At 53.1% G+C, this 24,090-nt stretch carries 24 protein-coding genes and 1 tRNA gene; 22 read left to right on the plus strand and 3 right to left on the minus strand.

Annotated features, from left to right (window positions below; genetic code table 11):
- Positions 1-226 precede the first annotated feature (226 nt).
- The 16 genes from OSC10802_RS0116215 (at position 227) to OSC10802_RS53025 (ending at position 17,862) form a co-directional block, all read left to right on the plus strand.
- Positions 227-997, plus strand: a complete 771-nt coding sequence (locus OSC10802_RS0116215) for a DUF8692 domain-containing protein (RefSeq protein ID WP_017717825.1) — start codon at positions 227-229, stop codon at positions 995-997.
- A gap of 17 nt (positions 998-1,014) precedes the next feature.
- A complete protein-coding gene (locus OSC10802_RS0116220; protein ID WP_017717826.1) occupies positions 1,015-2,820 on the plus strand; it encodes a glycosyltransferase family 39 protein in 1,806 nt (601 codons plus the stop codon).
- Positions 2,821-3,260: 440 nt separating this feature from the next.
- On the plus strand, positions 3,261-3,419 hold the full coding sequence (locus tag OSC10802_RS50060; RefSeq protein ID WP_017717827.1) for a hypothetical protein: 159 nt from the start codon (positions 3,261-3,263) through the stop codon (positions 3,417-3,419).
- A gap of 92 nt (positions 3,420-3,511) precedes the next feature.
- Positions 3,512-3,778: a sensor histidine kinase gene (locus OSC10802_RS44440; protein ID WP_017717828.1), complete on the plus strand. Its 267-nt coding sequence runs from the start codon at positions 3,512-3,514 to the stop codon at positions 3,776-3,778.
- A gap of 938 nt (positions 3,779-4,716) precedes the next feature.
- On the plus strand, positions 4,717-6,594 hold the full coding sequence (locus tag OSC10802_RS0116240) for a sensor histidine kinase (protein ID WP_017717830.1): 1,878 nt from the start codon (positions 4,717-4,719) through the stop codon (positions 6,592-6,594).
- Positions 6,595-6,672: 78 nt separating this feature from the next.
- Positions 6,673-7,587: a phosphate/phosphite/phosphonate ABC transporter substrate-binding protein gene (gene phnD, locus OSC10802_RS0116245; RefSeq protein WP_017717831.1), complete on the plus strand. Its 915-nt coding sequence runs from the start codon at positions 6,673-6,675 to the stop codon at positions 7,585-7,587.
- A 410-nt stretch (positions 7,588-7,997) separates the two neighbouring features.
- Positions 7,998-8,927: a PhnD/SsuA/transferrin family substrate-binding protein gene (locus tag OSC10802_RS0116255; protein WP_026098538.1), complete on the plus strand. Its 930-nt coding sequence runs from the start codon at positions 7,998-8,000 to the stop codon at positions 8,925-8,927.
- Positions 8,928-9,347: 420 nt separating this feature from the next.
- Positions 9,348-10,745, plus strand: coding sequence for a DUF4139 domain-containing protein (locus tag OSC10802_RS0116260; protein ID WP_017717835.1), 1,398 nt, complete (start codon positions 9,348-9,350; stop codon positions 10,743-10,745).
- A gap of 7 nt (positions 10,746-10,752) precedes the next feature.
- The gene (ybiA, locus tag OSC10802_RS0116265; protein WP_017717836.1) at positions 10,753-11,199 is read left to right on the plus strand and encodes a riboflavin biosynthesis intermediates N-glycosidase; all 447 of its coding nucleotides are present in this window, start codon (positions 10,753-10,755) and stop codon (positions 11,197-11,199) included.
- Positions 11,200-11,344: 145 nt separating this feature from the next.
- Complete coding sequence (locus OSC10802_RS0116270; protein WP_017717837.1) at positions 11,345-12,277, plus strand: alpha/beta fold hydrolase; 933 nt, start codon at positions 11,345-11,347, stop codon at positions 12,275-12,277.
- A gap of 123 nt (positions 12,278-12,400) precedes the next feature.
- A complete protein-coding gene (locus OSC10802_RS0116280) occupies positions 12,401-12,904 on the plus strand; it encodes a peptidoglycan-binding domain-containing protein (protein ID WP_017717838.1) in 504 nt (167 codons plus the stop codon).
- 458 nt (positions 12,905-13,362) lie between these two features.
- The gene (locus OSC10802_RS0116285; RefSeq protein WP_017717839.1) at positions 13,363-14,568 is read left to right on the plus strand and encodes a DUF8838 domain-containing protein; all 1,206 of its coding nucleotides are present in this window, start codon (positions 13,363-13,365) and stop codon (positions 14,566-14,568) included.
- Between the two features lie 213 nt (positions 14,569-14,781).
- The gene (locus OSC10802_RS0116290) at positions 14,782-15,183 is read left to right on the plus strand and encodes a hypothetical protein (RefSeq protein ID WP_017717840.1); all 402 of its coding nucleotides are present in this window, start codon (positions 14,782-14,784) and stop codon (positions 15,181-15,183) included.
- Between the two features lie 184 nt (positions 15,184-15,367).
- Complete coding sequence (arsS, locus tag OSC10802_RS0116295; protein WP_017717841.1) at positions 15,368-16,369, plus strand: arsenosugar biosynthesis radical SAM (seleno)protein ArsS; 1,002 nt, start codon at positions 15,368-15,370, stop codon at positions 16,367-16,369.
- A gap of 144 nt (positions 16,370-16,513) precedes the next feature.
- Entirely contained in the window at positions 16,514-17,224 is a 711-nt protein-coding gene (locus OSC10802_RS0116300) for a TVP38/TMEM64 family protein (RefSeq protein WP_017717842.1), read from the plus strand.
- Positions 17,221-17,862, plus strand: a complete 642-nt coding sequence (locus OSC10802_RS53025; protein ID WP_026098541.1) for a TVP38/TMEM64 family protein — start codon at positions 17,221-17,223, stop codon at positions 17,860-17,862. The genes OSC10802_RS0116300 and OSC10802_RS53025 overlap by 4 nt, the downstream gene beginning before the upstream one ends.
- Positions 17,863-17,978: 116 nt before the next feature.
- On the opposite strand, the gene OSC10802_RS0116310 is transcribed toward OSC10802_RS53025, so the two are convergent.
- Complete coding sequence (locus OSC10802_RS0116310) at positions 17,979-18,338, minus strand: hypothetical protein (RefSeq protein WP_155967904.1); 360 nt, start codon at positions 18,336-18,338, stop codon at positions 17,979-17,981.
- Between the two features lie 478 nt (positions 18,339-18,816).
- Between OSC10802_RS0116310 and OSC10802_RS0116315 the strand changes: the two genes are divergently transcribed.
- From OSC10802_RS0116315 to OSC10802_RS0116325, 3 genes are all read left to right on the plus strand, one after another.
- Positions 18,817-19,725: a class I SAM-dependent methyltransferase gene (locus OSC10802_RS0116315; RefSeq protein WP_017717844.1), complete on the plus strand. Its 909-nt coding sequence runs from the start codon at positions 18,817-18,819 to the stop codon at positions 19,723-19,725.
- Entirely contained in the window at positions 19,722-20,450 is a 729-nt protein-coding gene (locus OSC10802_RS0116320; protein ID WP_017717845.1) for an HAD family hydrolase, read from the plus strand. Before OSC10802_RS0116315 ends, OSC10802_RS0116320 begins: the two co-directional genes overlap by 4 nt.
- A gap of 76 nt (positions 20,451-20,526) precedes the next feature.
- Positions 20,527-20,599: transfer RNA gene (locus OSC10802_RS0116325), tRNA-Ala, on the plus strand.
- Between the two features lie 316 nt (positions 20,600-20,915).
- Here the strand turns inward: OSC10802_RS0116325 and OSC10802_RS50070 are convergent.
- Positions 20,916-21,245, minus strand: a complete 330-nt coding sequence (locus tag OSC10802_RS50070; RefSeq protein ID WP_155967907.1) for a hypothetical protein — start codon at positions 21,243-21,245, stop codon at positions 20,916-20,918.
- A gap of 236 nt (positions 21,246-21,481) precedes the next feature.
- Here OSC10802_RS50070 and OSC10802_RS44445 point away from each other — a divergent pair, with 236 nt between their 5' ends.
- The 3 genes from OSC10802_RS44445 (at position 21,482) to OSC10802_RS0116345 (ending at position 23,167) form a co-directional block, all read left to right on the plus strand.
- Entirely contained in the window at positions 21,482-22,084 is a 603-nt protein-coding gene (locus OSC10802_RS44445; RefSeq protein ID WP_017717847.1) for a hypothetical protein, read from the plus strand.
- Positions 22,085-22,349: 265 nt separating this feature from the next.
- Positions 22,350-22,583, plus strand: coding sequence for a hypothetical protein (locus tag OSC10802_RS0116340; protein WP_017717848.1), 234 nt, complete (start codon positions 22,350-22,352; stop codon positions 22,581-22,583).
- 353 nt (positions 22,584-22,936) lie between these two features.
- Positions 22,937-23,167, plus strand: a complete 231-nt coding sequence (locus tag OSC10802_RS0116345) for a hypothetical protein (RefSeq protein ID WP_026098542.1) — start codon at positions 22,937-22,939, stop codon at positions 23,165-23,167.
- A gap of 149 nt (positions 23,168-23,316) precedes the next feature.
- Here the strand turns inward: OSC10802_RS0116345 and OSC10802_RS0116350 are convergent, their stop codons facing one another.
- Positions 23,317-23,859, minus strand: a complete 543-nt coding sequence (locus OSC10802_RS0116350; RefSeq protein ID WP_232731692.1) for a hypothetical protein — start codon at positions 23,857-23,859, stop codon at positions 23,317-23,319.
- Positions 23,860-24,090 lie beyond the last annotated feature (231 nt).

Genomic DNA, 24,090 nt, shown 5'->3' on the forward strand with positions numbered 1-24,090 from the left:
TGAGGCAACACCTCGGACTGGCCAGAACAAATCACCCTTCTGGCCTTTTTTTGCGCTGATTGCCATAGACCGCAGGGTGCGTCAGGTGCTACTCTGAGGGGCTGAAGCGCGTTTTTCATCTTTTGTGAGGTACTGAGAAACCCGGTTTCTGAAAAAAACCGGGTTTCTGGGGCGCACTTCAACTTAAAACCGCTGTGCACTGCATCCATTTCAAAGGGGCTTTTGCATGAAATTTACACTGTCCATTTTTCCTTGGAAAATCACCAAAGCCCTGACCGGCGCGGTCTTATTTTTTACCTCTGCCGGCATCGCTGTCCAGTTTGCTAAGTACCGCCTTAACTATCGCGCCGAATGGTTAAAGTTATTTAACCTCGACGGGGAGCTCAATTATCCTTCCTGGTACGCCACGTTCACTTTGGCGTTCTGTTTCCTGCTTCTCGCCGCGATTGCCTCTGCCAAGAAGCTGGATGGCGACCGATTTTTCCGTCACTGGAAAAATTTGTCCCTAATTTTCCTTTTTATCTCCGTTGATGAAGCGATGAGCATTCACGAACTTTTAATCAGTCGCGACCTGCGACATTTACTGCATGCTGGCGGGATATTATACTACGTTTGGGTGATACCGGCAACCATTTTTTTCGCCGCTGTTGGCCTCTCCTATATCAAGTTTATCATGCATCTCCCTCAACAGATTAGGCTCCTCTTTATAGTTGCCGGTGGCATCTACGTCGGCGGTGCCCTTGGCATGGAAATGGTCAGCGGCTACTGGACTGATTTATACGGCAAGAATCATTTGAGCTACGCACTGATAACCTGCGCCGAAGAGTGCATGGAAATGGCCGGCGTTGCGGTCTTCACCCACGCCCTGCTCTCCTATATGCGCTTGTACATGAAAGATTTGGAATTGCGGTTCCAGTTCACTGATGGCACAAAACCTCAGCATGAGATGGATTCATTGATCGCCCGCGACCGGCACCCAGAGGACACGAAACATTAACAGCCAGCCATTAGCCAATGATAGTGCAAAATCTTTTAGCCAAAATTCAAAATGATAAGCAGAGCCGGTTTCACCTGCTGCTGCTCTTGATGTGGGTTGCCATCGGGACAGGTTTGCGTTTGACCAATCTGGCGTCGAAAACTCCTTCAACAATTGAGTTAGCCACCCTCATTTTTAGCTTGGGGAACAGTGTGCGAGCGGTTCCCCTGGAGCGAGCGATCGGGCTGGATACGCTGCTCAAACCGCTGCTGCCCAATCCGGATGCCGGCATCAGTGAAGTCGTCCACCACCTGCTCGCAGAAAGCACCCACCCTCCGGTCTATTTTGCCCTCACTCACCTGTGGCTGAAGCTGTTTCCTGCGGATGGGGGGCTGGTTTCACTCTGGGCGGCGCGTTGCGAGAGCGCACTGTTTGGCGCAGCCTCAATTCCAGCGGTGTTTGGGCTGGGATGGCTGGCTTTTCGCTCTCGCAAGGCGGGTCAAATGGCGGCGGCGCTGATGGCGGTTTCTCCTTACGGCATCTTTCTGGCTCAAGAAGCCCGCCACTACACTTTGCCGGTTTTGCTCATTATCGCTTCTCTGTGCTGCTTGGTGGCAGCCGCGCGCTCGGTTAACAGCCGCACTCCCCTGCCAATTTGGGTGGGATTAACCTGGGTGCTAATTAACAGTCTGGGGCTTGCGGTTCATTACTTCTTCAGCCTCGCCCTCGCGGCTGAGGCGCTGGTTTTGCTGGGATTTGGAATTGGGGAATTGCGAAGTGAAAAGTTTCTCCCGCTCGCTCTTCTCTCCTCGCAACCTTGGCTGCGAATTTATGCCGTAGCCGCCGGCACTCTTGCCGGAGGCTTAGTTTGGCTGCCGGCTTTGAAAGGGGCGTCAGACAGCGAGCTGACGCGCTGGATTTACAGCGGGAATCCCTTTAGCGACTGGCTGGAGCCGGTGGTGAGAGTGTTGGCTTGGGCAATTACCATGCTGTCGCTGCTGCCGGTGGAAGGAACACCGCTGCCAATTGCAATCGCCTCCGGTCTGGGAATGGGGGTTTTTCTCCTGTGGGCGCTGCCTATTTTATGGCGCGGGATAAAAATCCAGATGGGGCAACCGGATCTCCGTGAGAGCGCCATGATTTTGGGCGGGTTTGCGTTAGCGACGGTGGCGCTAGTTTTTGGCATCACTTACGGGTTGGGCGCTGATTTAACCCTGGCGGCTCGCTATCACTTCGTCTACTTTCCGGGGGTGATAGTTTTGCTTGGCTCTGCGCTCGCTTTCTATTTAGACGCTCCAGTAGTGCCGGTTAGCGACAGCGCAACCGGCACCACAACTGAAGTAGAAGTAGTGCCGGTTAGCGACAGCGTAACCCACCCCAAAAGCTGGTTTGCGGGGAGTAAAAAAGCCGCAGCGGTGATTTTGGCGGTCGGCTTAGCCGGTGGGCTGACAGTCGTCTCGAATCTGGGATTTCAAAAATCCAAACGAGCCGACCTCTTAGTTCCTATAATTTTACAGAGGTCGGAGGTTCCTGTTTTGATAGCAACGGTTCACAAAACCCACGCTGAGACGAGAGCGATGATGGGGCTGGCTTGGGAATTCAAACACCGCAACCGCTTGTCTCCAGCGAGTAACCCCCAGTTTCTCTTGGCACATAAAGACGGAGATTCAACACCGGCTGCTCAGGCGCTGTACAGAACGCTCAAAGAACTGCCGCGACCTTTGGATTTGTGGGCGGTCAATTTCACTGCGGCTTTCGAGCCGGCGGCGCAAAACTGTGTGGCGGATTCACAAAAACTGCCAAAGGTTGCCGGCTATAAGTACCGGCTGTATCACTGCAAATAAGCCGGCGGGGGGATCACCCCGTTTTTCCAAATACACCGGGCGAGCCCGAAACTGACTGCGACAGACAAAACCCGCACAGGCGGGTTTTGAAGAGCCAGCGATTTTCGGGCAAAAGTTTTTGTAGCAGGCTCTGTGCCACACTACAAAAGTGGGCCGCTCCCGATTGCAGCAGGATTCGTGAGGTCTGTAAAGCAATCGGACAGGGCGATTTCATTGAGTAGGGGCTATTACAGAACAGGTGTGAGAGATTCCTCCCTAATAATAGCCTAAGTGAACGTAGGGTGCGTTCTCAGAAGGGAACGCACCGTGCGAGTTCCCTGCAAGACGAGCGCGAATTTACAGTATAGTGGGGAGAGTTGTATTTCAAAAGAGAGCGCCAGAGAGTGCCGGTGTCTGCGCCAAAAATTAAAGACCGGATCGCAGATATCGCTCGGTAATTATTGACTGATAATTTGCCCAAACTTCTCTCCTTCATGAAGATGAGGACGGCTCGCATCCGGCAAATTGTTCTGTCTTTGCGGAACTTCTCCCGCCTGGATGAGGCTGCGGTAAAAGCGTTCGATATTCATGCATTAATTGACATTGAGTTCTTGATTTAAATTTCCAGTTTAACCATTGAATTTATGTGACCAAAAAGTAGGGTAAATTGCCCGAAATATCCTGTCATACAGCCGGAGTGAATCAGATATTTATGAATATTATCTATAATGGGATTGATGCGCTGGAAGAGGGGCCCAATCCCCAGTGCCCAGCACCCAGCGCCCCATACCCAACTCCCACGATTATGATTCAGACAGAACGGCTGGATCGGGGCCACATTCGGGTGCGGATCGGGGATAATGGCCCGGGGATTCCTCCAGAAATTATGGGCAAGCTGTTTGACCCGTTTTTCACGACTAAGCCGGTGGGTTCTGGTACTGGGTTGGGACTTTCCATTTGCTACCAAATCGTCGCCTAGCACAAGGGGAAAATCCAGGTGAGTTCTTGTCCCGGGAAGGGAACGGAGTTTGGGATTATTTTGCCGGTTGAGACGCCAAAAAGCCCAGCGACTGCAATCCAGTAAAAGCCAATCCGGTTGATTGCCGGTAACATAGGGATATTTGCTCACTATTAATTTTTTCCGCCCAGGGCACCCGCACACCGGCATCGCAGCGATCCAGCTGACTGTCGAAATTGCCCTTAAGAAGTATATTTGCTCTCCCAGAAGATAGAGACTTAGGACAAACTGATTCGGTCCAGGGCAGCCGGCCTCAACAAGAAGTTCCGGGAGTCCCAGCTGGTGCCGGCAAATGGCGCGCACTATAACACGATCCCTCAGGTCTATAAAGCAATCGGACAGGGGTATTTCCTTAAGTAGAGGTCAAACCCCTCAGTAGCTGTTATAGCAGTAGCCATTTAGGGAACGGACATTAGACTTGAGGGCAGGCCATTCCGTAAGCGCAGCAGGCCGCAGGGGCATTGCGGGCGCGTACTGAGGGAACGCCCGCTCTACGGATATACCTCTTAGGACAGGGGTGCCCTCCGACCCAATGTCGTAAACTGACTGTCTATTGCTATAGCTGTGACGTATTAAAAAGATCCTCCTGCCCCCAGCACCTGTGGCCGGCAGGGCCAGCACCTTTCTGCCGCTCCCCTGACCCCTTCTAAAAATTTATTAAAAAATTGTTAAATTTATTTTTTCTTGGGATATGATGTTAGTGGGTGGGTCTGCAAGCATTCTGCCTGCGGAGGGCAAGTTTGGGTAGGCGGTGACAGTGAGAACCCATCGGGGAAAGATCCTCTGGGGCTTTCAGGGGAGGGAAAAAGAGGCAAAACAGGCGGCGAAAAGGCATCGGCTGCAGTGTCACCCCCCTCCGGTTTAGCTAGCAAACAGGTTGAAAAAAGGAGATAATTCCTGTGCTGTTCCAAAAATATAACTGGGTACCAGATAAGCTAAAAAGCGACGTGGGGGCTCCCGATAGTGATTTCACAGGCCAAAGGGACCCTGTAACATTTCCCGTAAACCGCGTCAACCGCTTCATCCGCCGCTTGAGTATTGTCAAAAAGATTGGTTACGGCTATTCCCTGGCTATTGGCATAGCTGTTTTGGGAACAACGATTGGGATGGCCATCGGAGATTACTACCAAAAAGAAGCTGAGGATCAGCTGAGGTTCGCAGATGAGCAGCAACATCTCCTGAGCGAGTTGGAGAAAGCCGTGGTAGCCGTGCGCTCCCATCCGCACCGGCTGGTTTCTGTCCTGGGAAAGTCAATCTTATTTGAGTGCGAGTCTTCCAAATTTTTGGGAGAGGTAGCTGTGTTTCAGAAACGGCTTGACGCTCTGGAATCTTTTGCTGAGATCCACTCGATGGATTTAGCCGCTGACGCCACAGAGTTCAAGCAGTTATTGCAAGGCTACAAAACGAATACAGAATTATACACTCAACTCATCCAGGAACTCTGGCAGCAGCTCGATCCAGGCTCCTTGAAACAGGAGGAAATTCCAGCAGCAAGGCAGCAGGTGTTTGTTGCTATCAGTGGGGAGAGAGCTATTAAAATAGATTTCTACTATGAGCGCCTCACAGAGAGTTTAAACCGGCTCGCAGCAGCAGCCCAAACTCAACAGGGCGAAGCCGATGCCAGACTCAATAGAGCTTCGGCGCTGCGGCTGCAACTTATCGTGGCGAGCATGCTGCTGTCAGTGGCCATCGCGGTCGCTTTGGCTTTCTACACCAGTTGCGCCATCGCCCGTCCTGTAGAATCGGTGACTCAAGTCGCCCAGCGAGTCACCCGGGAAGGCAATTTTACTCTGCAAGCGCCGGTGACTACTGAGGATGAAGTCGCCTTACTGGCGAACTCCCTCAACCAGCTGGTGCTGTGGGTGGGCGAGCACACCCAGAACCTGGAACTCGCTCGCCAGACTTTGGAGCAGCGGGTAGAGGAGCGGACGCTGGAACTCACGCGAACGCTTCAAGAGCTGAAACAAACCCAAGCTCAACTGATTCAAACGGAGAAAATGTCGAGTTTGGGGCAAGTGGTTGCCGGTGTCGCCCACGAAATCAACAATCCCGTCAACTTCATTCACGGCAACATTAAATACCTCAGGGACTACACTCAGGAGCTGCTGGCTATAATCCGCCTTTACCAGCAGCGCTGTACCACCTTTGACCCGGAAATTCAAGACCGGCTCGAAGACATCGATCTGGAATTCGTGGCTGAGGATTTGCCCAAAGTTCTGTCCTCTATGAAAATGGGAACCGAGCGCATCCGGCAAATTGTTCTGTCTTTGCGGAACTTCTCCCGCCTGGATGAGGCTGAGATGAAAGCGGTTGATATTCACGAAGGGATTGACAGCACTTTGCTGATTCTCAATCACCGGCTCAAGCAGGGAATTGAAGTCATCAAGCAGTATGGGGATTTGCCCAAAATTGCCTGTTACCCAGCCGGGCTGAACCAGGTCTTTATGAATATCCTGGCTAATGCGATTGACGCGCTGGAAGAGGGGCAAAATGCCGGGCGTCCAGCGCCCACGCCAGCGCCGGCGATTGTGATTCAGACAGGAAGGGTGGATTCTGGCCACATCCGGGTGGGGATTCGGGACAGTGGCCCCGGAATTCCCCCAGAAATTATGGGCAAGCTATTCGATCCGTTTTTCACGACCAAGCCGGTGGGTTCTGGCACAGGGCTGGGACTTTCTATTTGCTACCAGATTGTTGAAAAACACCGGGGAAAAATTGAGGTCAGTTCCCCGACCGGACAGGGAGCGGAGTTTGCGGTTCTCCTGCCGGTCGATTAAAAATTCAAACGCAGCCCTCAACAGTCAACTGGCCAGTTCAAGTAAAAGTGTCGCAGGTTTTTCCCCTCAGTACAACTTATGAAACGCCGCAGTTTTCTCTGGAACTCCCTATTATTCCTTACCGGCTGTGCGGCAGCAAAGAATAAGCCCAATAGCAAGCACAGCAAAGCTTATAGCCGGCCCAACAAGCTGCGATTTGCCGTGTCAGACACTCGCGGCATGGAAGAATTGCAGCGAGATTACGAGCCATTTCGCAGGGCGCTAGCAGAAGTGCTGGAAACAGAGATAGAGTTCTTCCCTCTGGCAAAAAAATTTACAGCAGCGGGATCTGCCATGCAGCTCAATCGGGTAGACTTGATGCTGGTCGGACCGGCGGAATACGCGATCGTAAGCGCCCGGACAAATGCTGTGCCGGTCATCGCCCTGACGCGACCGGGTTTCCACTCAGTCATCGCCGTCCGTGCGGACAGCGGCATCAAGTCGCTGCAGCAGCTGAAAGGCAAAACAATCGCCCTGCGGGAAGTCGGCTCAACCAGCGGCCACCTCAGCCCCACAAAGCTGCTGCTCGACGCTGGATTAAATCCCCAGTCTGATGTCAAAATCCTCATGTTAGATGATAAGGACTTAAAAGCGTTAAAAAACGGTGAGGTCGATGCCTGGGCGGGGTCGATTTTCAAATATCAAAGAACCCTCCAGGCTGCCGGCTTATCCGAAAAGGAATTTCCGGCAATCGCGGCAGGGCCACCTCTCCCCAACGACATCTTTATTGCCAGCAGCCACCTTGACCCCGCTTTCGTCGAAGAGGTGCGCGACCGCATGTTTGAAAATCAGGCCAAACTGACTCAAGCCCTAGTCGCCACCCCACTCCTCTCCACTCGGTTCCAAGGCTCTAAACTGGTGCCGGCTAATGATGCTGATTACAATCCGATTCGGGAGGCTTATAAAGCAATCGGACAGGGCGACTTTTTCACTAAAACACCAGCCCACTACTGATATAGCAATATGCACTTAGGTTAGAACATTAGACCTTCAGGGGGGGCGTCCCGCCCCCCCTACGTCTATATAGCAGTAGGCATTTAGGGAAGGGACATTCCGGCCTCCCTTGCTCCCCCGCTCCCGAAGCTCCTATTGTCTTAACCCATATGACTACTGCTATACCAAGTTTGGCTTTTAGATTTTGGATTTTGGATTCGCCCCCGGGCCGGGTGTTTCCTCGTGCGTACTCAGAAACCCGGTTTCTTTAAGAAACCGGGTTTCTGGCATGTACTTCATCCAACTGAAAACCGCTATATCTCTACTCGTTACAAGAGCCAGCCCGCTCAAATCTGCCGGCGGGTCTATAATAAAAGTACCCCAGTCTTTTTCTCTACTATTTTTGCCCCTACCGGCAATTGGCAAAACTTATGAAACGGCGGTGTTTTGTTTGGCAATTCCTATTATTCGTCTCTGGCTGCACAGCAACAAGGAGCAAGCCTCGCGGCAGGCACAGCAGGAGTGGGAGCCGGCCAGAAAAGCTGCGATTTGCCGTGACCGACAGGAAGGGGCTAGAACTGCTACAGCGCGATTATGAACCCTTTCGTAAGGCTCTTGAAGAAGTCTTGGAAAAAAAGATTGAGTTTTTTCCCACTGAAAATTATATCGCCGCAGCATCAGCCCTAGAGTTAGATCGGGTGGACTTAGTTCTGGCCGGCCCGTCGGAATACGCGGTCATACGAGCCCGGACAAACGCTTTTCCCGCCCTCGCCATTACGCGACCGAACTTCCACGCCGGCATCGCCGTCCGCGCCGACAGCGGCATTAAATCACTGGCTCAGTTGAAAGGCAAAATAATCGCCTTGGGGGAGGTGGGCGGAACCGCTAGCCATATCGCCCCCATAAAGTTTCTCATAGATGCTGGGTTGAACCCGCAGTCCGATGTAAAAATCCGCATGGTAGGAACTGAGGAAAAGAAGGGGCTAGAGGAATTAAAAGCCGGTGAGGTCGATGCCTGGGGAGGGTCTGTTCAAAGATATGAAAAATTCCTCCAGGCTGAAGGTGTGGCGGAGAGTGCGTATCCCCTAATCGTCAAAGGGCCACCGCTACCGGGCGACGTTTTTGTGGTCAATAGCAAGCTCGATTCTACCTTCGTTGAAGAGATGCGAACCCGCCTGCTAAAAAATCAGGACACACTTCTCCGAGCCATCCGATCAGCCAAAGCTAACAAAAAGTACAGTCGCTCCCAACTGGTGCCAGCCAGAGATGAGGATTATAACATGATTCGTGAGGTTTATAAAGCAATGGGACAGGGGGATTTTATTGAGTGGAGCGGCCCAGCCCAACCGGCTCGCTTTTAGAAGCCCCCGCACCTTTAACTAAGATTTAATATTTGACGCCGGCACCAGCCGGTGTTCAGCCGGCTATTTCACTGCAAAATGTGATACTATAGAATAATTACGATGTAATACTTTTAACGGAGGCAAGCCAAAAAGCGAGCTTTCTCCCCCCCTCTCCTATCTTGCAGAAAGGCGATATAGCAACAGCCAGTCAGTTGAGGACACTGGAACAGGCGAGACGCTTATCCTACGAGATATAGACGTAGGGCAGGCGTCTCGCCTGCCCTGAAGGTCTAATGTCCGTTCCCCAAGTGGCTACTGCTATAAATCGCGTCTGCGGCGGAGGGTAGGGCAAAAACAAAGTAGGGTTCCTCAACTCGCGCAAGAGCTGACGCCCCCACAAACTGAAAGAAAGTACCAATCAATCATCAAGAGTTTAAAATGACAGAAGCACAAAACACGACAGTCTCCACCGGCACAGACAGTAAAGGCTTTTCACTGACCATTTACAACCAGGACTTCGCAGTGGTGCGCGAGCAGCGCCAGATCCACCTCAACCAGGGTGAGAACTTTGTCCGGTATGAAGACGTGGCGGCGCAAATCGACCCCACCTCAATCAGTCTCAAATCGCTCACCGCACCGAATGGAGTGGTTGTGCGCGAGCAAAACTACCAGTATGACTTGCTCAATCCGAGCAGCATCTTGAATAAATCTGTAGGCAAAACAGTCCGCTTCCGGCGAGTCAACCCAGACGGACAGATTGAAGTGCTGGAAGGCACCCTGCTGAATCCGCCGGCTTTGGGCTCTTATGAAGACCGGGAGGTGGTTATTCGCCTCAGCGATGGGCGCATCGTGCTCAATCCTGCCGGTGAAATCGAGCTAAATGAAATGCCCGAAGGATTAGTGTCCCGTCCTTCGCTGCTGTGGGAACTGGATGTAACTGAAGCTGCAGATCACACCGCAGAAGTTTCCTATTTAGCAAACGGCATCAGCTGGAAAGCCAATTATGTAGCCGTTGTCAATCAGCAAGAAAACCAAGTAGACATCACCGCCTGGGTGACGCTAGACAATCGCAGCGGCGCTACTTATCCTGACGCTCAGCTGCAGTTAATTGCAGGGGACGTGCGCCGCGTGCGAGAGCCGGTGCTGTACCTTGCTAAGTCTACTGCAGTTTTTGCGGAAGCAGCGCAGCCCCAGTTTCAAGAAGAAGCTTTTTTCGAGTACCACCTCTACACCCTGCAAGGCACGACCACCGTGCGAGACAGCGAAACCAAACAGATGGCATTACTTTCGGCAGCAGACGTGCCGGTGCGGCGCAAACTCGTCTATGATGGCAGCAACCAGCAGCAGTGGGGTGAGTCCGCTCCGGGGGAAGGAGGCGACACGCAGCAGGGGAAAGTCAGCGTCGTGCTGGAACTGCAAAATAGCCAAGAAAACAACATGGGCGTGCCGCTACCAAAAGGCACAGTCAGAGTTTACAAAGCAGACGCTCGCGGCAACTTGCAATTTTTGGGAGAAGACTCCATCAACCACACCCCGCGCAACGAAAAGGTTCGCCTGTACATCGGCGACTCGTTTGATGTTGTCGGCGAGCGCAAGCGTACCAGTCTCGAACAAATCTCAGAGCGCGTCACTGAGGAAAGCTTTGAAATTTCCATCCGCAACCGCAAGCAGGACAGTGCAGAAGTCTCCGTCGTGGAGCGCTTCTGGGGTGACTGGCAAATTCTAAAAAGCAGCCACGAATACAGGCAGCTGGATGCGCGAACCGCCGAATTTACGGTTGCGGTTGCACCAGACAGTGAGGTAAAAATAACCTATACCGCGCGCACAATCCGGTGAGGACGAGATGACTGTTTACTTTTACGGCACCCGCGACAAATACGGCGGCTTCTCCAACTTTTCGCCCCACGGCTTTGAGCTGGATGGAGCCTACTGGCCAACCAGCGAGCATTACTTTCAAGCCCAAAAATTTGCCGGCACGCCCCACGCAGAGCAAATCCAGCAGGCAAAAACCCCCAAGGATGCTGCCAAAATGGGGCGCGACCGCAAGCGCCCCCTGCGTCCTGACTGGGAGCAAGTAAAAGACGGCATAATGCGGCGCGGCGTGCTGCGCAAATTTGAAACCCATGCCGACATCCGCGAGCTGCTGCTCTCCACCGGCAGCGAAGAACTTGTCGAGAACTCCCCCATCGATTACTACTGGGGCTGCGGCGCTGATGGGAGTGGCAAAAATAGGCTGGGGCAGATTTTAATGGAAGTCAGGGAAATCCTGCGCTCTCGCACCGAAGCGTAAATCTCTCCTTTTTCCTCAATCTTTATTCCCGCTTCCAGCACAGCTTTGGTGCGCTTCCCAAGGGAAGCGCACCCTACAGGAAAAGAGATTTGTCAAAAAAGCTGGTTTTTTGTTAATATGGAACTAGAAAGCACCTTGGCACAAGATGGGAACGCAATCCTTAATTACCGCCCGGCTCGCCCAGCTTGGATCTCAGCGAGATTGGGTCTGGCGCGGCTGGCAAATTCGCTACACCTACATCCGACCGGCAGGCAACAGCACCGGCAAACAAACCGCACTGCCGGTAATTTGCCTGCACGGTTTTGGCTCAGCCCTCGGACAGTGGCGCTCGAACTTGAAGCCCTTGGGCGAGGAACACCACATCTACGCTCTTGATTTTTTGGGCTTTGGCGCTTCTGAAAAAGCGCCCGCTCGATACAGTGTTTGGCTTTGGGCGGATTTAGTTTACGATTTCTGGCGCACCTTCATTGGCAAACCGGCTGTAGTGGTTGGGCACTCCCTGGGGGCGCTCATCGGGCTGACTGCAGTGGCGAACCATCCGGAAATGGCGTGCGGCTTGGCATTGCTGGCTCTGCCAGACGCTCAGCCAAAACAGCCGCCCGCTTGGGCGAGATATTTGGAGCGAATGTTCGCAAATCCCCTGCTGCTGCTGCCACTTTTTAAGATCGTGCGCCAGCCTTGGTTGCTGCGCCGCGTGTTGCAAAAAATTTACATTCGCCCGGAGTTGGTGGATGAGGAATTAGTCGACCTTTTTGCCACGCCACCGCAAGATAGGGGCGCGCTGGCCGTTTTTTGCCGGCTGTCTCAATCGAGAAGCGACGATAATTACAGCCCCAGCGTGAAAGATTTGTTGCCCTGCCTGCGGACGCCCATTCTGTTGGTTTGGGGTCAGGAAGATAGGGTTGTGCCGTTTGCCGGTGCTGGGCAGTTCAAGCTGCTAAATCCCAATGTGCGGCTGGTGGACATTGAAAAAGCCGGTCACTGCGCTTTTGATGAATATCCGGAAAAAGTCAATCAAGAAATTATGGACTGGATAGATAAGGAAGTGAGGGCTTCGGTTTCACCGGCAGCCGGTTAGAAGGCGAGCGCACCGTTGGCAGCCGGCGTTAAGCCCTGCCGGCACGCCTTGCGCTCGCTCCCCCCCCTTGCCATTAGCATCTCAGCTTAATTTTTTCCCGCCAAATTAGGAATTTGTAAAAATATGTATGAACAATTTTTAGCTCCGATTGTTGTAACTGTTGCAGCAGCTAGAGCCGAATCCGCAGCCATTATCCTCCGGCAAGGCTCGCAAGGGCCAGAAGTCACCGAACTGCAGGTGTTGCTGGATTATGCAGGATACCCTCCAGGTTCGCTAAACGGCATTTTTGGGCCGCAAACCAAAGCAGCCGTCCTCAAATTGCAGCAGGCTAAAAAACTCACCGCCAATGGGGTAGTGGGGGCAGAAACTTGGCAGGCTGTCCTGATAGACGAGTATTTATTCTGGCCCGAGGGGCCCGGAGTGTTTTTAAAGGAAGGCTCAAGGGGGCCAAAAGTCAAAGAGTTGCAGCAGAGATTGAACAGCAGGGGGAACGTTAATCTGATCGCCGACGGGGTTTTTGGGCGGAAAACCAAAGCTGCCGTAATGAACTTTCAAAAGTCCACCGGCAGACCCCAAACTGGAATTGTGGGGGCGAGCGTTTGGGGCAATTTGGTGAATTGGCGCTAACAGAAGCGCAATGGGGGCAACCGCTGGTATTTACAAAAACGCTGCCTGCCGGGTATAATAACTGCGGAGGGATTTATGAAAAGCTTTTGGGCTTTAGCCCAACTACAAACTTTTGGGCTTTAGCCCAACTACAAACTTTTGGGCTTTAGCCCAACTACAAACTTTTGGGCTTTAGCCCAACTACAAACTTTTGGGCTGTGGCGCTGACCCATTCCGCCACTTACAGAGGAGTATAGCATGCTGGGTGCGGGCCCGGTAGGGGCCAGCCCCACCGGCATCCTGCAAGAACCCGCTACAATGAGATACTGCGCTGTGAGCCGCCCTCAACCTTGCGAAAGCTCGTGTGGCCTGAACTTTCCCTCAGGCGACCTTGCCAGACTTCCTGAAATTTTTCTGTAAAAAATCTCAATTTCGCTCACAGATTGGTAAAAAGACTTAAGATGTTAGACTCCATACCTATGACCGAAATCGCCACCGCTGATCTGCCGACAGCAGAACCTGCCTATGATGTAGAAACTGCGGTTCTAGAACGCTACAAAGCCGGTGCCCGAGCTGTTGAGCCGGCCCTCTGCTGCCCCCCTGCCGGATACGACACCCGCTACCTGGACATTTTGCCGCAAGAAATTCTGGAAAAAGATTACGGCTGCGGCGACCCGACGCGCTATGTAAATGCCGGTGAAACTGTGGTAGACTTGGGTTCAGGGGCCGGCAAAATTTGCTACATCCTCGCCCAGAAAGTTGGGAAGGATGGCAAAGTTATCGGCGTCGATTTCAACGACGAGATGCGGGTGCTGGCCAAGAACTATCAAGCTGAAATTGCCAGCAAAATTGGATACGATAATGTGCGTTTTGTCAAGGGTAAAATTCAAGACCTCGCCCTGGATTTAGAGCTGGCTCAGCAGTGGCTGGACGAACACCCGATTACCTCCATTGAGCAGCTGGCGGCATTTGAAGCTGAGTGCGAGCGCTTGCGGCGCTCTCAGCCCCTAATCCCCAGCGACAGCGCTGATGTCATCGTTTCCAATTGCGTGCTGAATCTGGTTCGCCCCCAAGACAAGCAGCAGCTGTTCCGAGAAATTTACCGCGCCCTAAAGCGCGGCGGGCGAGCCGTTATTTCTGATATCGTTTGTGACGAGAACCCCACACCGGCAATCCTCAACAGCCCGGACCTGTGGAGTGGCTGCATTGCCGGCGCATTCCGGGAAGACACCTTCTTGGAAATGTTCGAGGAATCGGGTTTCTACGGGATTGAAATTATCAGCCGGCAAGTCGAACCCTGGCAAGTCATTGATGGCATTGAATTTCGCTCCCTCACCGTCCGCGCCTACAAAGGAAAAGATGGCCCCTGCTGGGAGCGCAACCAAGCCGCTATCTACAAAGGACCCTGGAAAGAGGTGCTCGATGATAATGGGCATGTTTACCGGCGGGGTGAGCGCATAGCCATCTGTGACAAGACCTATAATATCTTAACTGACCCCAATGGCCCCTATCACCGCGATATCCTGCCGGTGGAACCCTATCAAAACATTCCCCTAGAGGAAGCTGAAGCGTTTGACTGCGAGCGCACCGGCACGAGGCACCCGCAAGAAACCAAAGGCTCAGAATACCGGGAAACAGTTAGCAATGACAGTGCCTCCTGCTGCAGTGCAGACAGCTGTTGCTGAAGGCTGCCGGTATACCATTTTTCATCCTTTGTGAGGTACTGAGAAACCCCGGTTTTTTAAAGAAACCGGGTTTCTGGGGCGCACTTCATCCAACTGAAAACCGCTATAAAATGTTTGTAGGGGCGGATTGGCCAGGGATGTCTGCCAGAGACAGACGATATTGACTTGCCCCGCCCCTCCTTACCCAAAACACAGCAAAACAGGAGATAATTTGTGAGCGAGCGTCAGCGTCCATCAGGTGTTAATGTACTTACCGGCTTGCAAGGCATTACCGGCATCTACCTCCTTCTTGCCGGCTTAGCCATCGTCGGGTTATCGAACGTCGCCGCCCCCAATCGCACAGTTTCAGGAGAGGCACTGTCCGGCAGTTTGGGGATAGCGATTGGGGTTTTATCCTTAGCTCTGGCGATAGCCGCTCTGGTGTTTTGTTGGCAACTGTGGCGACTCAAGCATTCGGCTTGGACGGGTGCGCTAGTCAGCCAAGTCCTTACCCTTATTATCTCAATTATTGAGGTTATTTTAGGCGCTAAATTCGGCTTTATAAGCCTTCTCCTTGCCGCAGTTAGTATGTATTACCTGATGCGGCCATCGGTAAAAGCTACCTTTGGGAAGTAGCCAGCTAGCGCTAATCCCACAAACCGGGTTTGTTTGGAGGGTAGCTGGGGCCAGAAACCCGGTTTCTCAAAGAAACCTGGCTTCTTAAGGATTCAGAAGAATACTTGACCCGCATCCGCCCCTCATAGCGGACATTGGCAGTAAAATTGTGTGACAATCAGGAAGAAAATAAAAACCCCCAAAAATGGTTCAGGCAAAACCAATTCATACCGCTCTCACACCATTTCGCGAAAAGATTGCCAGCCCTTTAACAAAGCGCAAAATCAGCGTTTTGCAAATCAATCTGGGCAAGCGCTGCAATCTCGCCTGCACTCACTGCCACGTGGAAGCCGGCCCCAAGCGGGCTGAGGAACTTTCTTCAGAAGTCTGCGCCCAAATGATTCAACTGATTCAGCGGTTTCCTCAAATTAAAACGGTGGATATCACCGGAGGTGCGCCAGAAATGCTCTATGGTTTTAAGCCCCTGGCAGAAGCCGCACGGACTGCCGGCAAGCAGGTCATTGTCCGCTCTAACTTGACGATTTATTTCGAGCCAGGGTTTGAGGATATCCCACAATACTGCCAGCAACACCAGCTGAGAATTATTGCTTCTCTTCCCTGCTACCTGCCAGATAATGTGGATAAAATGCGGGGTGCCGGTGTCTATGACCTTTCCATTCGGGCGATTCAGCTGCTGAATCAGCTGGGTTACGGGCGCGAGGAGAATTTAATTCTGGATTTGGTGTATAATCCGCAGATCCCCAGCTCAGATAATTTTTCTCTGCCCCCTGAGCAGGGGAAGCTAGAGCGCGATTACAAAATGTTCTTGCAAGAACATTTCGGCATCGTCTTTAACCAGTTGCTCACGATTACTAATCTGCCGGTGGGGCGCACGAAGTTCCATCTGGAACACAAAAAACTGCTCAAGCCTTACTTGCATTTTTTGGAGGACAATTTCAATTCCGCTACGGTTGAGCGTTTAATGTGCCGCGATGAACTTTCGATAGACTATCTGGGGAATGTCTACGATTGCGACTTCAACCAGATGGAAAATCTGCCGGCAAGAACGCCCCAAGGCGAAACTCTAACTGTGGCTGACTTGCTCGCTGCCAGCAGCTTAGACTTAATAGACGACGTCAAGACGGCTCCCTATTGCTACGGTTGCTCGGCTGGGTGCGGTTCGGGCTGCGGTGGCGCGTTAGTTTGACGCGCAGGGTGCGTTTCCCTGGAACGCACCCTACTGCTGAGTGAGGTACTGAGAAACCCGGTTTCTTAAAGAAACCGGGTTTCTGGCATGTACTTTATCCAACTGAAAACCGCTATAAGTTAGATATGCTAGATTGAAAGAAAAATGGAGAACCCTGTGAAAAACGGACTGTCTGCCCAAATCAAACTGATAGCTGGGATTGTGCTAGTTGTTGAGCTAGCGGTTGCGGCGCAATATTTCAACCTCCAGGGACTGTTGAAAAGTGCCCTTTCCTGGACTGAAAGTCTGGGCGCAGCTGGATTTGCAGCCTTTATCCTCATCTACATTCTGGCTACAGTGCTGTTTCTACCCGGATCTGTCCTGACGCTGGGTGCCGGCGCTCTGTTTGGGGTGGTTTGGGGTTCTGTTTGCGTCTCGATTGCCTCCACTTTGGGAGCTACAGCCGCTTTCCTCGTGGGGCGCTATCTGGCGCGGGGCTGGGTTGAGAAGCAGATAGTGGGGAATGAGAAATTCAAGGCAATTGATGCAGCCGTCGCCCGCGAGGGATGGAAAATTGTCGGCTTAACCCGACTGTCTCCCATTTTTCCATTTAATTTGTTAAACTATGCCTTTGGAGTCACGCAAGTCTCGCTGAGAGACTATTTTTTCGCCTCTTGGATTGGCATGATGCCGGGAACGGTTATGTACGTTTACCTTGGTTCCTTGGGGAAGGATTTAGCTACCTTGGGAACCCAGCAACAGCCCAGCACCCTCCAGTGGCTGCTGCGGATAGTTGGGTTAATTGCCACAGTGCTTGTGACAGTTTATGTGACGCGCCTGGCTAAAACAGCTTTAGATAACAAAATTGACTCATGAAAGAGGCATCCTTTTTAAGAGCGTTGCGGCAGCGTTCGTCGCTAGCAGCACTGCTAAAAAGTCCTCAATTTTGGCTGGCGGTGGCGCTGCTGAGCTGCCTGCTGCTCTGCTTTTTTGAGCCACTGAATCTGCTGGCCTTCGCTGTGGCCACGGTGCGGGGCTTGTCCGGCGCGGTTTTCCCGATTGCCGGCGGTGCCGTCTTTGGTTTGCTTTGGGGGACTTTGCGGTCAGTGGTGGGGGCAACCCAGGGGGCAGTCGGTGCCTTTTGGGTGGCTCCCTCGGGAGCGTCAAGGGTTGTGCAAATCTGCCGAAATCAATGCGATAATGATTTGAGCCGGCGGCAGGAGAAGAATCTTTTTTGCCAGATGAATCCCGGAAACGGGATTGAAACTACCTGGCCTGGCGTCACCGGCTTTTCTGCCCTCCAGGGAGGCGAGCGCCTCCCTTTTTTTTATGGCTTTCGGTTTTTTCGCTCTGCTCTGCTTTCTGCCGGTTTTGGCTCGCAGGGAGCGCTTTGCTCCCCGGCGAAAACGAGCATCCAGTCTCCCTTTAATCACTCATTATTTGAGAGAGCCCCGCCGGTATGGAGAATAGAAGCGCAGGGCAGTGAGGGCGGGCGTTTAGGCAAGCATCCCTGATATAGTCTATCCTTTATTGCGCTGACATTTCGGTCGGATGCCCTAAGACTGGCTGTTCCAGCTTGGGGGGTCCGACCGGCGAATCACTCCCCCTGTCCGCCACCCCCCTGACAGTTTTACCTGCCCATCGATTGAAACTGAATAGGCAACGCCGCTGTCATCATCTTGTTTTCTTTCTTGTCGTACACTCTTGCCATCCTGAACAGGGATTTTGCTGCGGGAGGTTGTGAGACTTGCACCTCTTGGGTCAGAGTCGGCAGGACTTCGACCAGCCGGTAGCGTCTGTCAGCACTCTTCTCGGTGTAACTGATGGCTGGCATCCCCATGGCATTGCGCATGATAAGAATGGGCAGTTCCTTGACGACAGGAATGTCTTTGCCCCCGACTTTGATTGAATTTTGGGCAAAAGCGGGAAGAGGCAGATTGGCAACCAACAGTGCAATTCCCGCACCCAGCAACATATTTATTCTCTTCATGGTTCGCCCTCTAGCGTGCTTGTCCATGCAAATTTTACCACCTTTTCTCGAACCTGTCAAGTCGTTTTAGCCATAAAATTTATTGAAGGAACTTTTAATTTTAAAGTTCCGTCAGGAGGTAGTTGACGTTTTGCCCTAGGGCAATATTTCACTGCCGCGTGGCAGTAAAGAAGTAAGCGGGTATCGGTGTGTCTCCCCCCAAGCCAGAGCTTGGCACTTGCCAGCGGCGCGGGAGAGCGGGGGGAGAAGATGATGCTAAATTTCACCCCCTGACCCCATCACCCCCTGGCCCCATCGCCCCCTGATTGCCCCCGGCACAGCAACCCCCAGCCCCTCCTCTGTCGGGAGTGCCCCGACTGCCGGCAATACTTGTGCATTTTAGAGATTTATTAAAAGTTCGACAAATTTATTAAACTTTAATAAAGAGGGGCGTGCCAATTGAGCGGCCCACCTGCAGTGCTATCCTCACTCAGTCATCATGCCTGTTCGCTTTGACACAATTTGGGAGCGCTTCTTAGGGCCGGTCGTCCGGCACCTGACCGGTCAGGAGGAGCTGAGGCGCTTCTCTGACAGTATAGACTGGCAGGCAGAAGGCGAGCGGCTGGCAAACCCAAATATAACCTATCCCGACTACTACAGGACTGGGAGGTTCCACGGCATAGAGGGCGGCTACCTGAATCCAGAGGCAGCGGTTTCCTACGATGCCATCACGCAGTATGCCCTGCCCCCTTCCGAAACTGCTGTGCGCCAAGCTTTGACCGATGCCGTTCGCTGCCGCCCGCGACGGATTCTGGATTTGGGCTGCGGCACCGGCTCGATGACTCTGATGTTAAAACAAGCCTTCCCCGGAGCTGAGGCCATCGGTCTGGACTTATCGCCCTGCATGCTGGTGATGGCGGAATATAAAGCCAAGAAAGCTGGGCTGGAGATTCAGTGGCGTCACGGCAGTGCTGAGCGCACCGGCTTTCCCGACGCCTCCTTTGACCTGGTTGCGGCGTCTTTGCTGTTGAGCGAAACTCCGCCCTCCGTATCGCAAGCCATCGTGCGGGAAAGCTTTCGGCTGCTCACCGCCGGCGGGGAGATGGTGGTGCTCGACGGCAATCAGAAAATGCTGCGCCAGATGGATTGGCTGAATGATATTTTTGAGGAACCGCAGATTAAAGCCTACGCCGCCGGCAGTGTGGGTGCCTGGATGGGAGCGGCTGGATTTGGGGCAGTGCGCACCGAGGACATCTGGTGGGTTTACCAGGTGAGCCGGGGCGTCAAACCCATTTCAGCTTCCGACTCACCCGCCTCCGCCGCCCGAGGCGTCTGGCAAAGAACCGACACCCCAGACGGAGGGGATTTAGAAGGTTGGCCGGCTCCGGCGTTCAGCACACTAGCATGACACTCAAAGCTGTACTGTTTGATTTTAACGGCGTCATTATTAATGACGAGCCAATCCACGAGCGGCTGCTGGAGCAGCTGCTGATTGAGGAAAATCTGCGGCCCAAACGAGGGGAGTTCCGGCAGTTCTGTCTGGGGCGGAGCGATAGAGCCTGCATCACGGACTTGCTGGCCATTCGGGGGCGCGTTGTCTCGGAAAGCTACTTATCAGGGCTGATGGCTCGCAAGGCGCAAGCGTATCAGGAGTATTTGCAAACACTTGACCAGTTGCCGGTGTATCCCGGGCTGGAAGATTTTATCTTGAAGGTGCGCGGGGCTGGGCTGGCCATCGCCCTGGTTACGGGTGCCCTGCGCTTGGAAGTCGATTCGGTGCTGCGCCGCGCCGGTCTGGCCCAGCACTTTCCTGTGATTGTGGCCGGTGACGACTTGACCGCCAGCAAGCCAGAACCCGATGGCTACCTGCTGGCGGTGGATCGCCTCAATCAGTTCTATCCCGAACTGAAGCTGCAGCCCCGCGAGTGTCTGGCCATTGAAGACACCCCAGCCGGGATTCAAGCCGCCAAGCGAGCCGGCATGCAGGTGGTTGGTGTGGCCAATACCTATCCGCTGCACATGCTCCAGCGGCAGGCGAACTGGGCCGTGGACTTTCTGGCCGATTTGGAATTGGAGCGTGCCGGAAAAATTTTTGACAGGCCGGTGCTCACAAAATCCGTCGGAGAGTGCTAATATATTTTTTGGCAGCCAGAGAGCGGCGGACAAATGTCCTGGACAAGTGACCCTCGCCCTGGCCGCAGACTGCTTCGGGGAATTAGCTCAGTTGGTAGAGCGCTGCGATCGCACCGCAGAGGTAAGGAGTTCGACCCTCCTATTCTCCATGGGTTTTAGGCTGCAATTGGCAGAAAATTGGCAGAAAATTGGTAGAATTCTAGCAATTGCCGAAGAACGTATGGCCATTGGTTAGAGGTTTTGTCTCCAGTGGTCAGTGACACGGCAAGCCAGTAAAACTTCGCTTGGTTCTGGTTCGGGCCACACCGGTTTACCTCTTGGGGCATGGTCGGTGGCCCAAGAGGCGTATCGGATTGCCTGAGGCAAGCACCTCTGGCTGTGAAGTAGCTGTGCCGGCAGTCGGGGCGGAAAACTTCCAGCCGGTCTGCTTTTTGGGGTTTTTTGAGCGGTCAGGGGTGCTTGCAATTAGGTAGAATGTAGGTGGGTCTGTCCCAACCTTTGATGCCGTAAGGCGTTGAGCACGGATTTGAACCCCTTGCCTCTGCGGTGCCCGACATACCTTTGATGCCGTAAGGCGTTGAGCACCCTAGCAAAAACCCCGGCCACGATGCCAGGGTTTTGCTGTCCCAACCTTTGATGCCGTAAGGCGTTGAGCACAGCACAGCACAGCACAGCACAGCACAAACTCTGAGTGGAGCGCGCTCTCGTGGCTAGGTACTGGACACAAACGGGGCGCTCACTCAAAAGTGCCCTTCCGAGATGGCCGGCACCTTTGGCTGTTATAGCAGCAGTCATATTGGTTAGGACACTAATGGCATGGCGTATGGGGCATGGCGCATGGGGCATGGCGCATGGGGAAGACTCACAGCTTTTTGCGATGATGCCCAATGCCCAATGCCCAATGCCCAATGCCCAATGCCCACGTCCTAATCTAAGTGCATACTGCTATACCTGTCTGAGCTAATCTGAGCCGGCTTTCCCGAGTGCTAGCGTAACCGCTCTGCCAAGATTCAGCCTAAAGGAACAGGAAAATGAATCAAAAGATTTGTCAGGGGTGCGGTCAATCCTTTCCCGCAACTTTGGAGTTTTTTTTCCGAGATCCCAAGGGTCGTGAGGGCTTGAAAAGCCGATGCAAAACTTGTCTCTACGCCCAGAGAAACCGCCAAAGGAAAGAAAACCCTCAGAAGCAGAGGGAACGATGGCGGGCTTATTACCTCAAGAACAGAGAGCGGCTTAAAGATAAATGGAGGAAATGGGAAAGAACTCATCCAGAGAAAGCCAAAGCACTTGCCTTGGACTGGGAGAAGCGCTGCCAAGGGAAAAAGAGGGCGAAAGATGCCAGGAGACGAGCTGCTGCACTCAATTGCTGTCCGTCTTGGGCTAACCACCAAGCGATAGAAGAGATTTACCAGCAAGCTTGCATCCTGACTGAGGAGACTGGAATCCTCCACGTAGTAGACCACATCATTCCATTCAAACACAAGTATGTTTGCGGGTTGCATGTCGAGTCGAATCTGCGCATCGTGACTGGGTTGGATAATCTCAAAAAATTTAATCATTTTATCCCCTATACAGAGGACTCAGAAGGCAACAGAGTCTACCACCGATGGCCGACTGACAGGAGACGCCGGTAACAGGACACCGGCTTTCTCTTCAAGCGACACCAAGAAACCCGGTTTCTCTGACCTTCAGGGGGGTGTCGAATGCAAACCCTACTGGCGGAGTTCGGAAGTGCGGAAATCTTTGGCCGGTTAATACCGGCTTCTACTATTGTGGGAAAAGGGGCAAAAGGAAAGGGTTGATAGGGTTTTTCATATTAGTGAGGTGCTGAGAAAGCTGGTTGCTTTAAGAAACCGGCTTTCTTATGCGCACTTCATCTAACTGAAACCATCTATAGAAATGCGACATGTCGCGTTTGGGTGGGGGGAGAAAAGCAATTTTAAATTTTTATCACCGGCAGCCCCCAAGCGCACCGGCATGCTGGAGTCGCCCACCGGCGCTCCCCCCTGCAAAGCTGGCCAGGTCAAGAGTGATCTAGAATACAAAAATACAATTCCCCCGCCTTTTCCCCCAAAACCGGCATCATCCCTGCCTCTCACCAGCGCCGCCGGCACACATCCCAAAGAATTGTAACAAAAAGACCCGCTTCTTGGAGAGGGCAGGGGGCTGAGAGCTTTTACTCAACGGGCTCGGAAGCCCTGAATTCAACATTCCCAGCAAAAAACCTTTCCCTCACAGGATCGTTAAGTTTTCGTTACCTTTGGCTCAGCCTTCAGTCAAGATATCCCTCTTTTTATTAAGCCAGTTGTAAATCTTGTTTCAGATTGTGTTTTCTTACCGCCGATTCCTCCAAATTCAGCTATGGTGGAAAGAGAACGGAATCATTAAGTAAATCTAAAGGCCGATTTTGGCGGTCTGGCAACTTGCGGCCCGTCGGGACCGGCACCCCACCATCCCCGGAAAGGGGAGTAACGCTAGGAGGTTGTATGACTCCCTCAATGCTGCGCCAGCTCTGGATCTTGATTGAAACTACCCAAGCGAACATGCTGTTAAACCTGGATGATGACAGCTTGGAGCAGTGGTTGCTCAAGCAGTTCAACCAAAAGCGCTCGCTCAATCCAGATGAAGCCTGCGTCCTCAACGCTTATATCCGCTCTAAGCTCTCACTGATCCGCGACTTGGCTCAGGAGCGCCAACTGACAGAACTTTTCGGATAGGGCTTTTCTGAACACTCGATCCCATTGGGCGCGGAACCGCCCCCGAACCCTCGCTTCCAGAGCCCATCTGGCGCTGGCAACAATCGATTTGCCGCCACCGGCACCGCCGCCGCCAGCCTGGGAGCTAAACGGCCCTATTTGCCGTGGCCTTACTGGGGTTCGGCTTTTTCCACAGAGGCATCGCCCGGTCCCAAGGTCAGGCTCAGTGGGGTGCGGGAGGGGTGCGCTTTGGCCACCAGCCGGTAGACTTGATAGTTTGTCGGCAGGGTGACGGTTTGCCCGTCTTCAAGATAAATCAGTCGGTAATCCACTGTTTTCAACAGCTGTGGGGAACTGGCTTTTTCTAGGGGCTTCTGGAGCCGTTTTTCCATTTCAGCGAGTGCTGGGCGCGGCGGCAGCGCAGGCCACCACAACCCCTTGTCGTCAGGGCCGGTGACCGCTCCTTCTGGCTTCTGGCCATTGCGATTCAGCAAGGAAGTGGAGGCAAAGCTTTCCACCCGAGGCATTTTCTCGCCGGCGGGGCTGAGCGAGTATTCGACTTGCCAAGTATATTTTACTAGCGCCGTGGCTTCATAGCTGTCCGTCGTGACGGTGTTGCAGCCGGTGAGGCCGGCTGCCAGAGACATTCCAGCTAGAATTGAGACTAGCTGGCCAATTCGCATAGGGTGAAAATCGCAACGGTTAGCGCTCATTTATCTATTTCTGCCCAATCAATTTATCTAAACATCGCGCTTTGCGCTTTGGCCAAGTGCCTGAATCAGCCGGTCGCTGACAGGCTGCCGCTCTATATTGAATGCCTGCAGGTTATAGTGGGAGGCGGATTCTGCCGCATGTGTCTCCCTTAAGGAGCCTGGGAACTCGGACAGGAGGATGGATTCCCACAAGGCGCGGGGACGGGGACGGGAGAAAAGTATTCAGTCGGA

This window comes from Kamptonema formosum PCC 10802 (genome assembly GCF_000332335.1).
Lineage (GTDB): Bacteria > Cyanobacteriota > Cyanobacteriia > Cyanobacteriales > Oscillatoriaceae > Oscillatoria.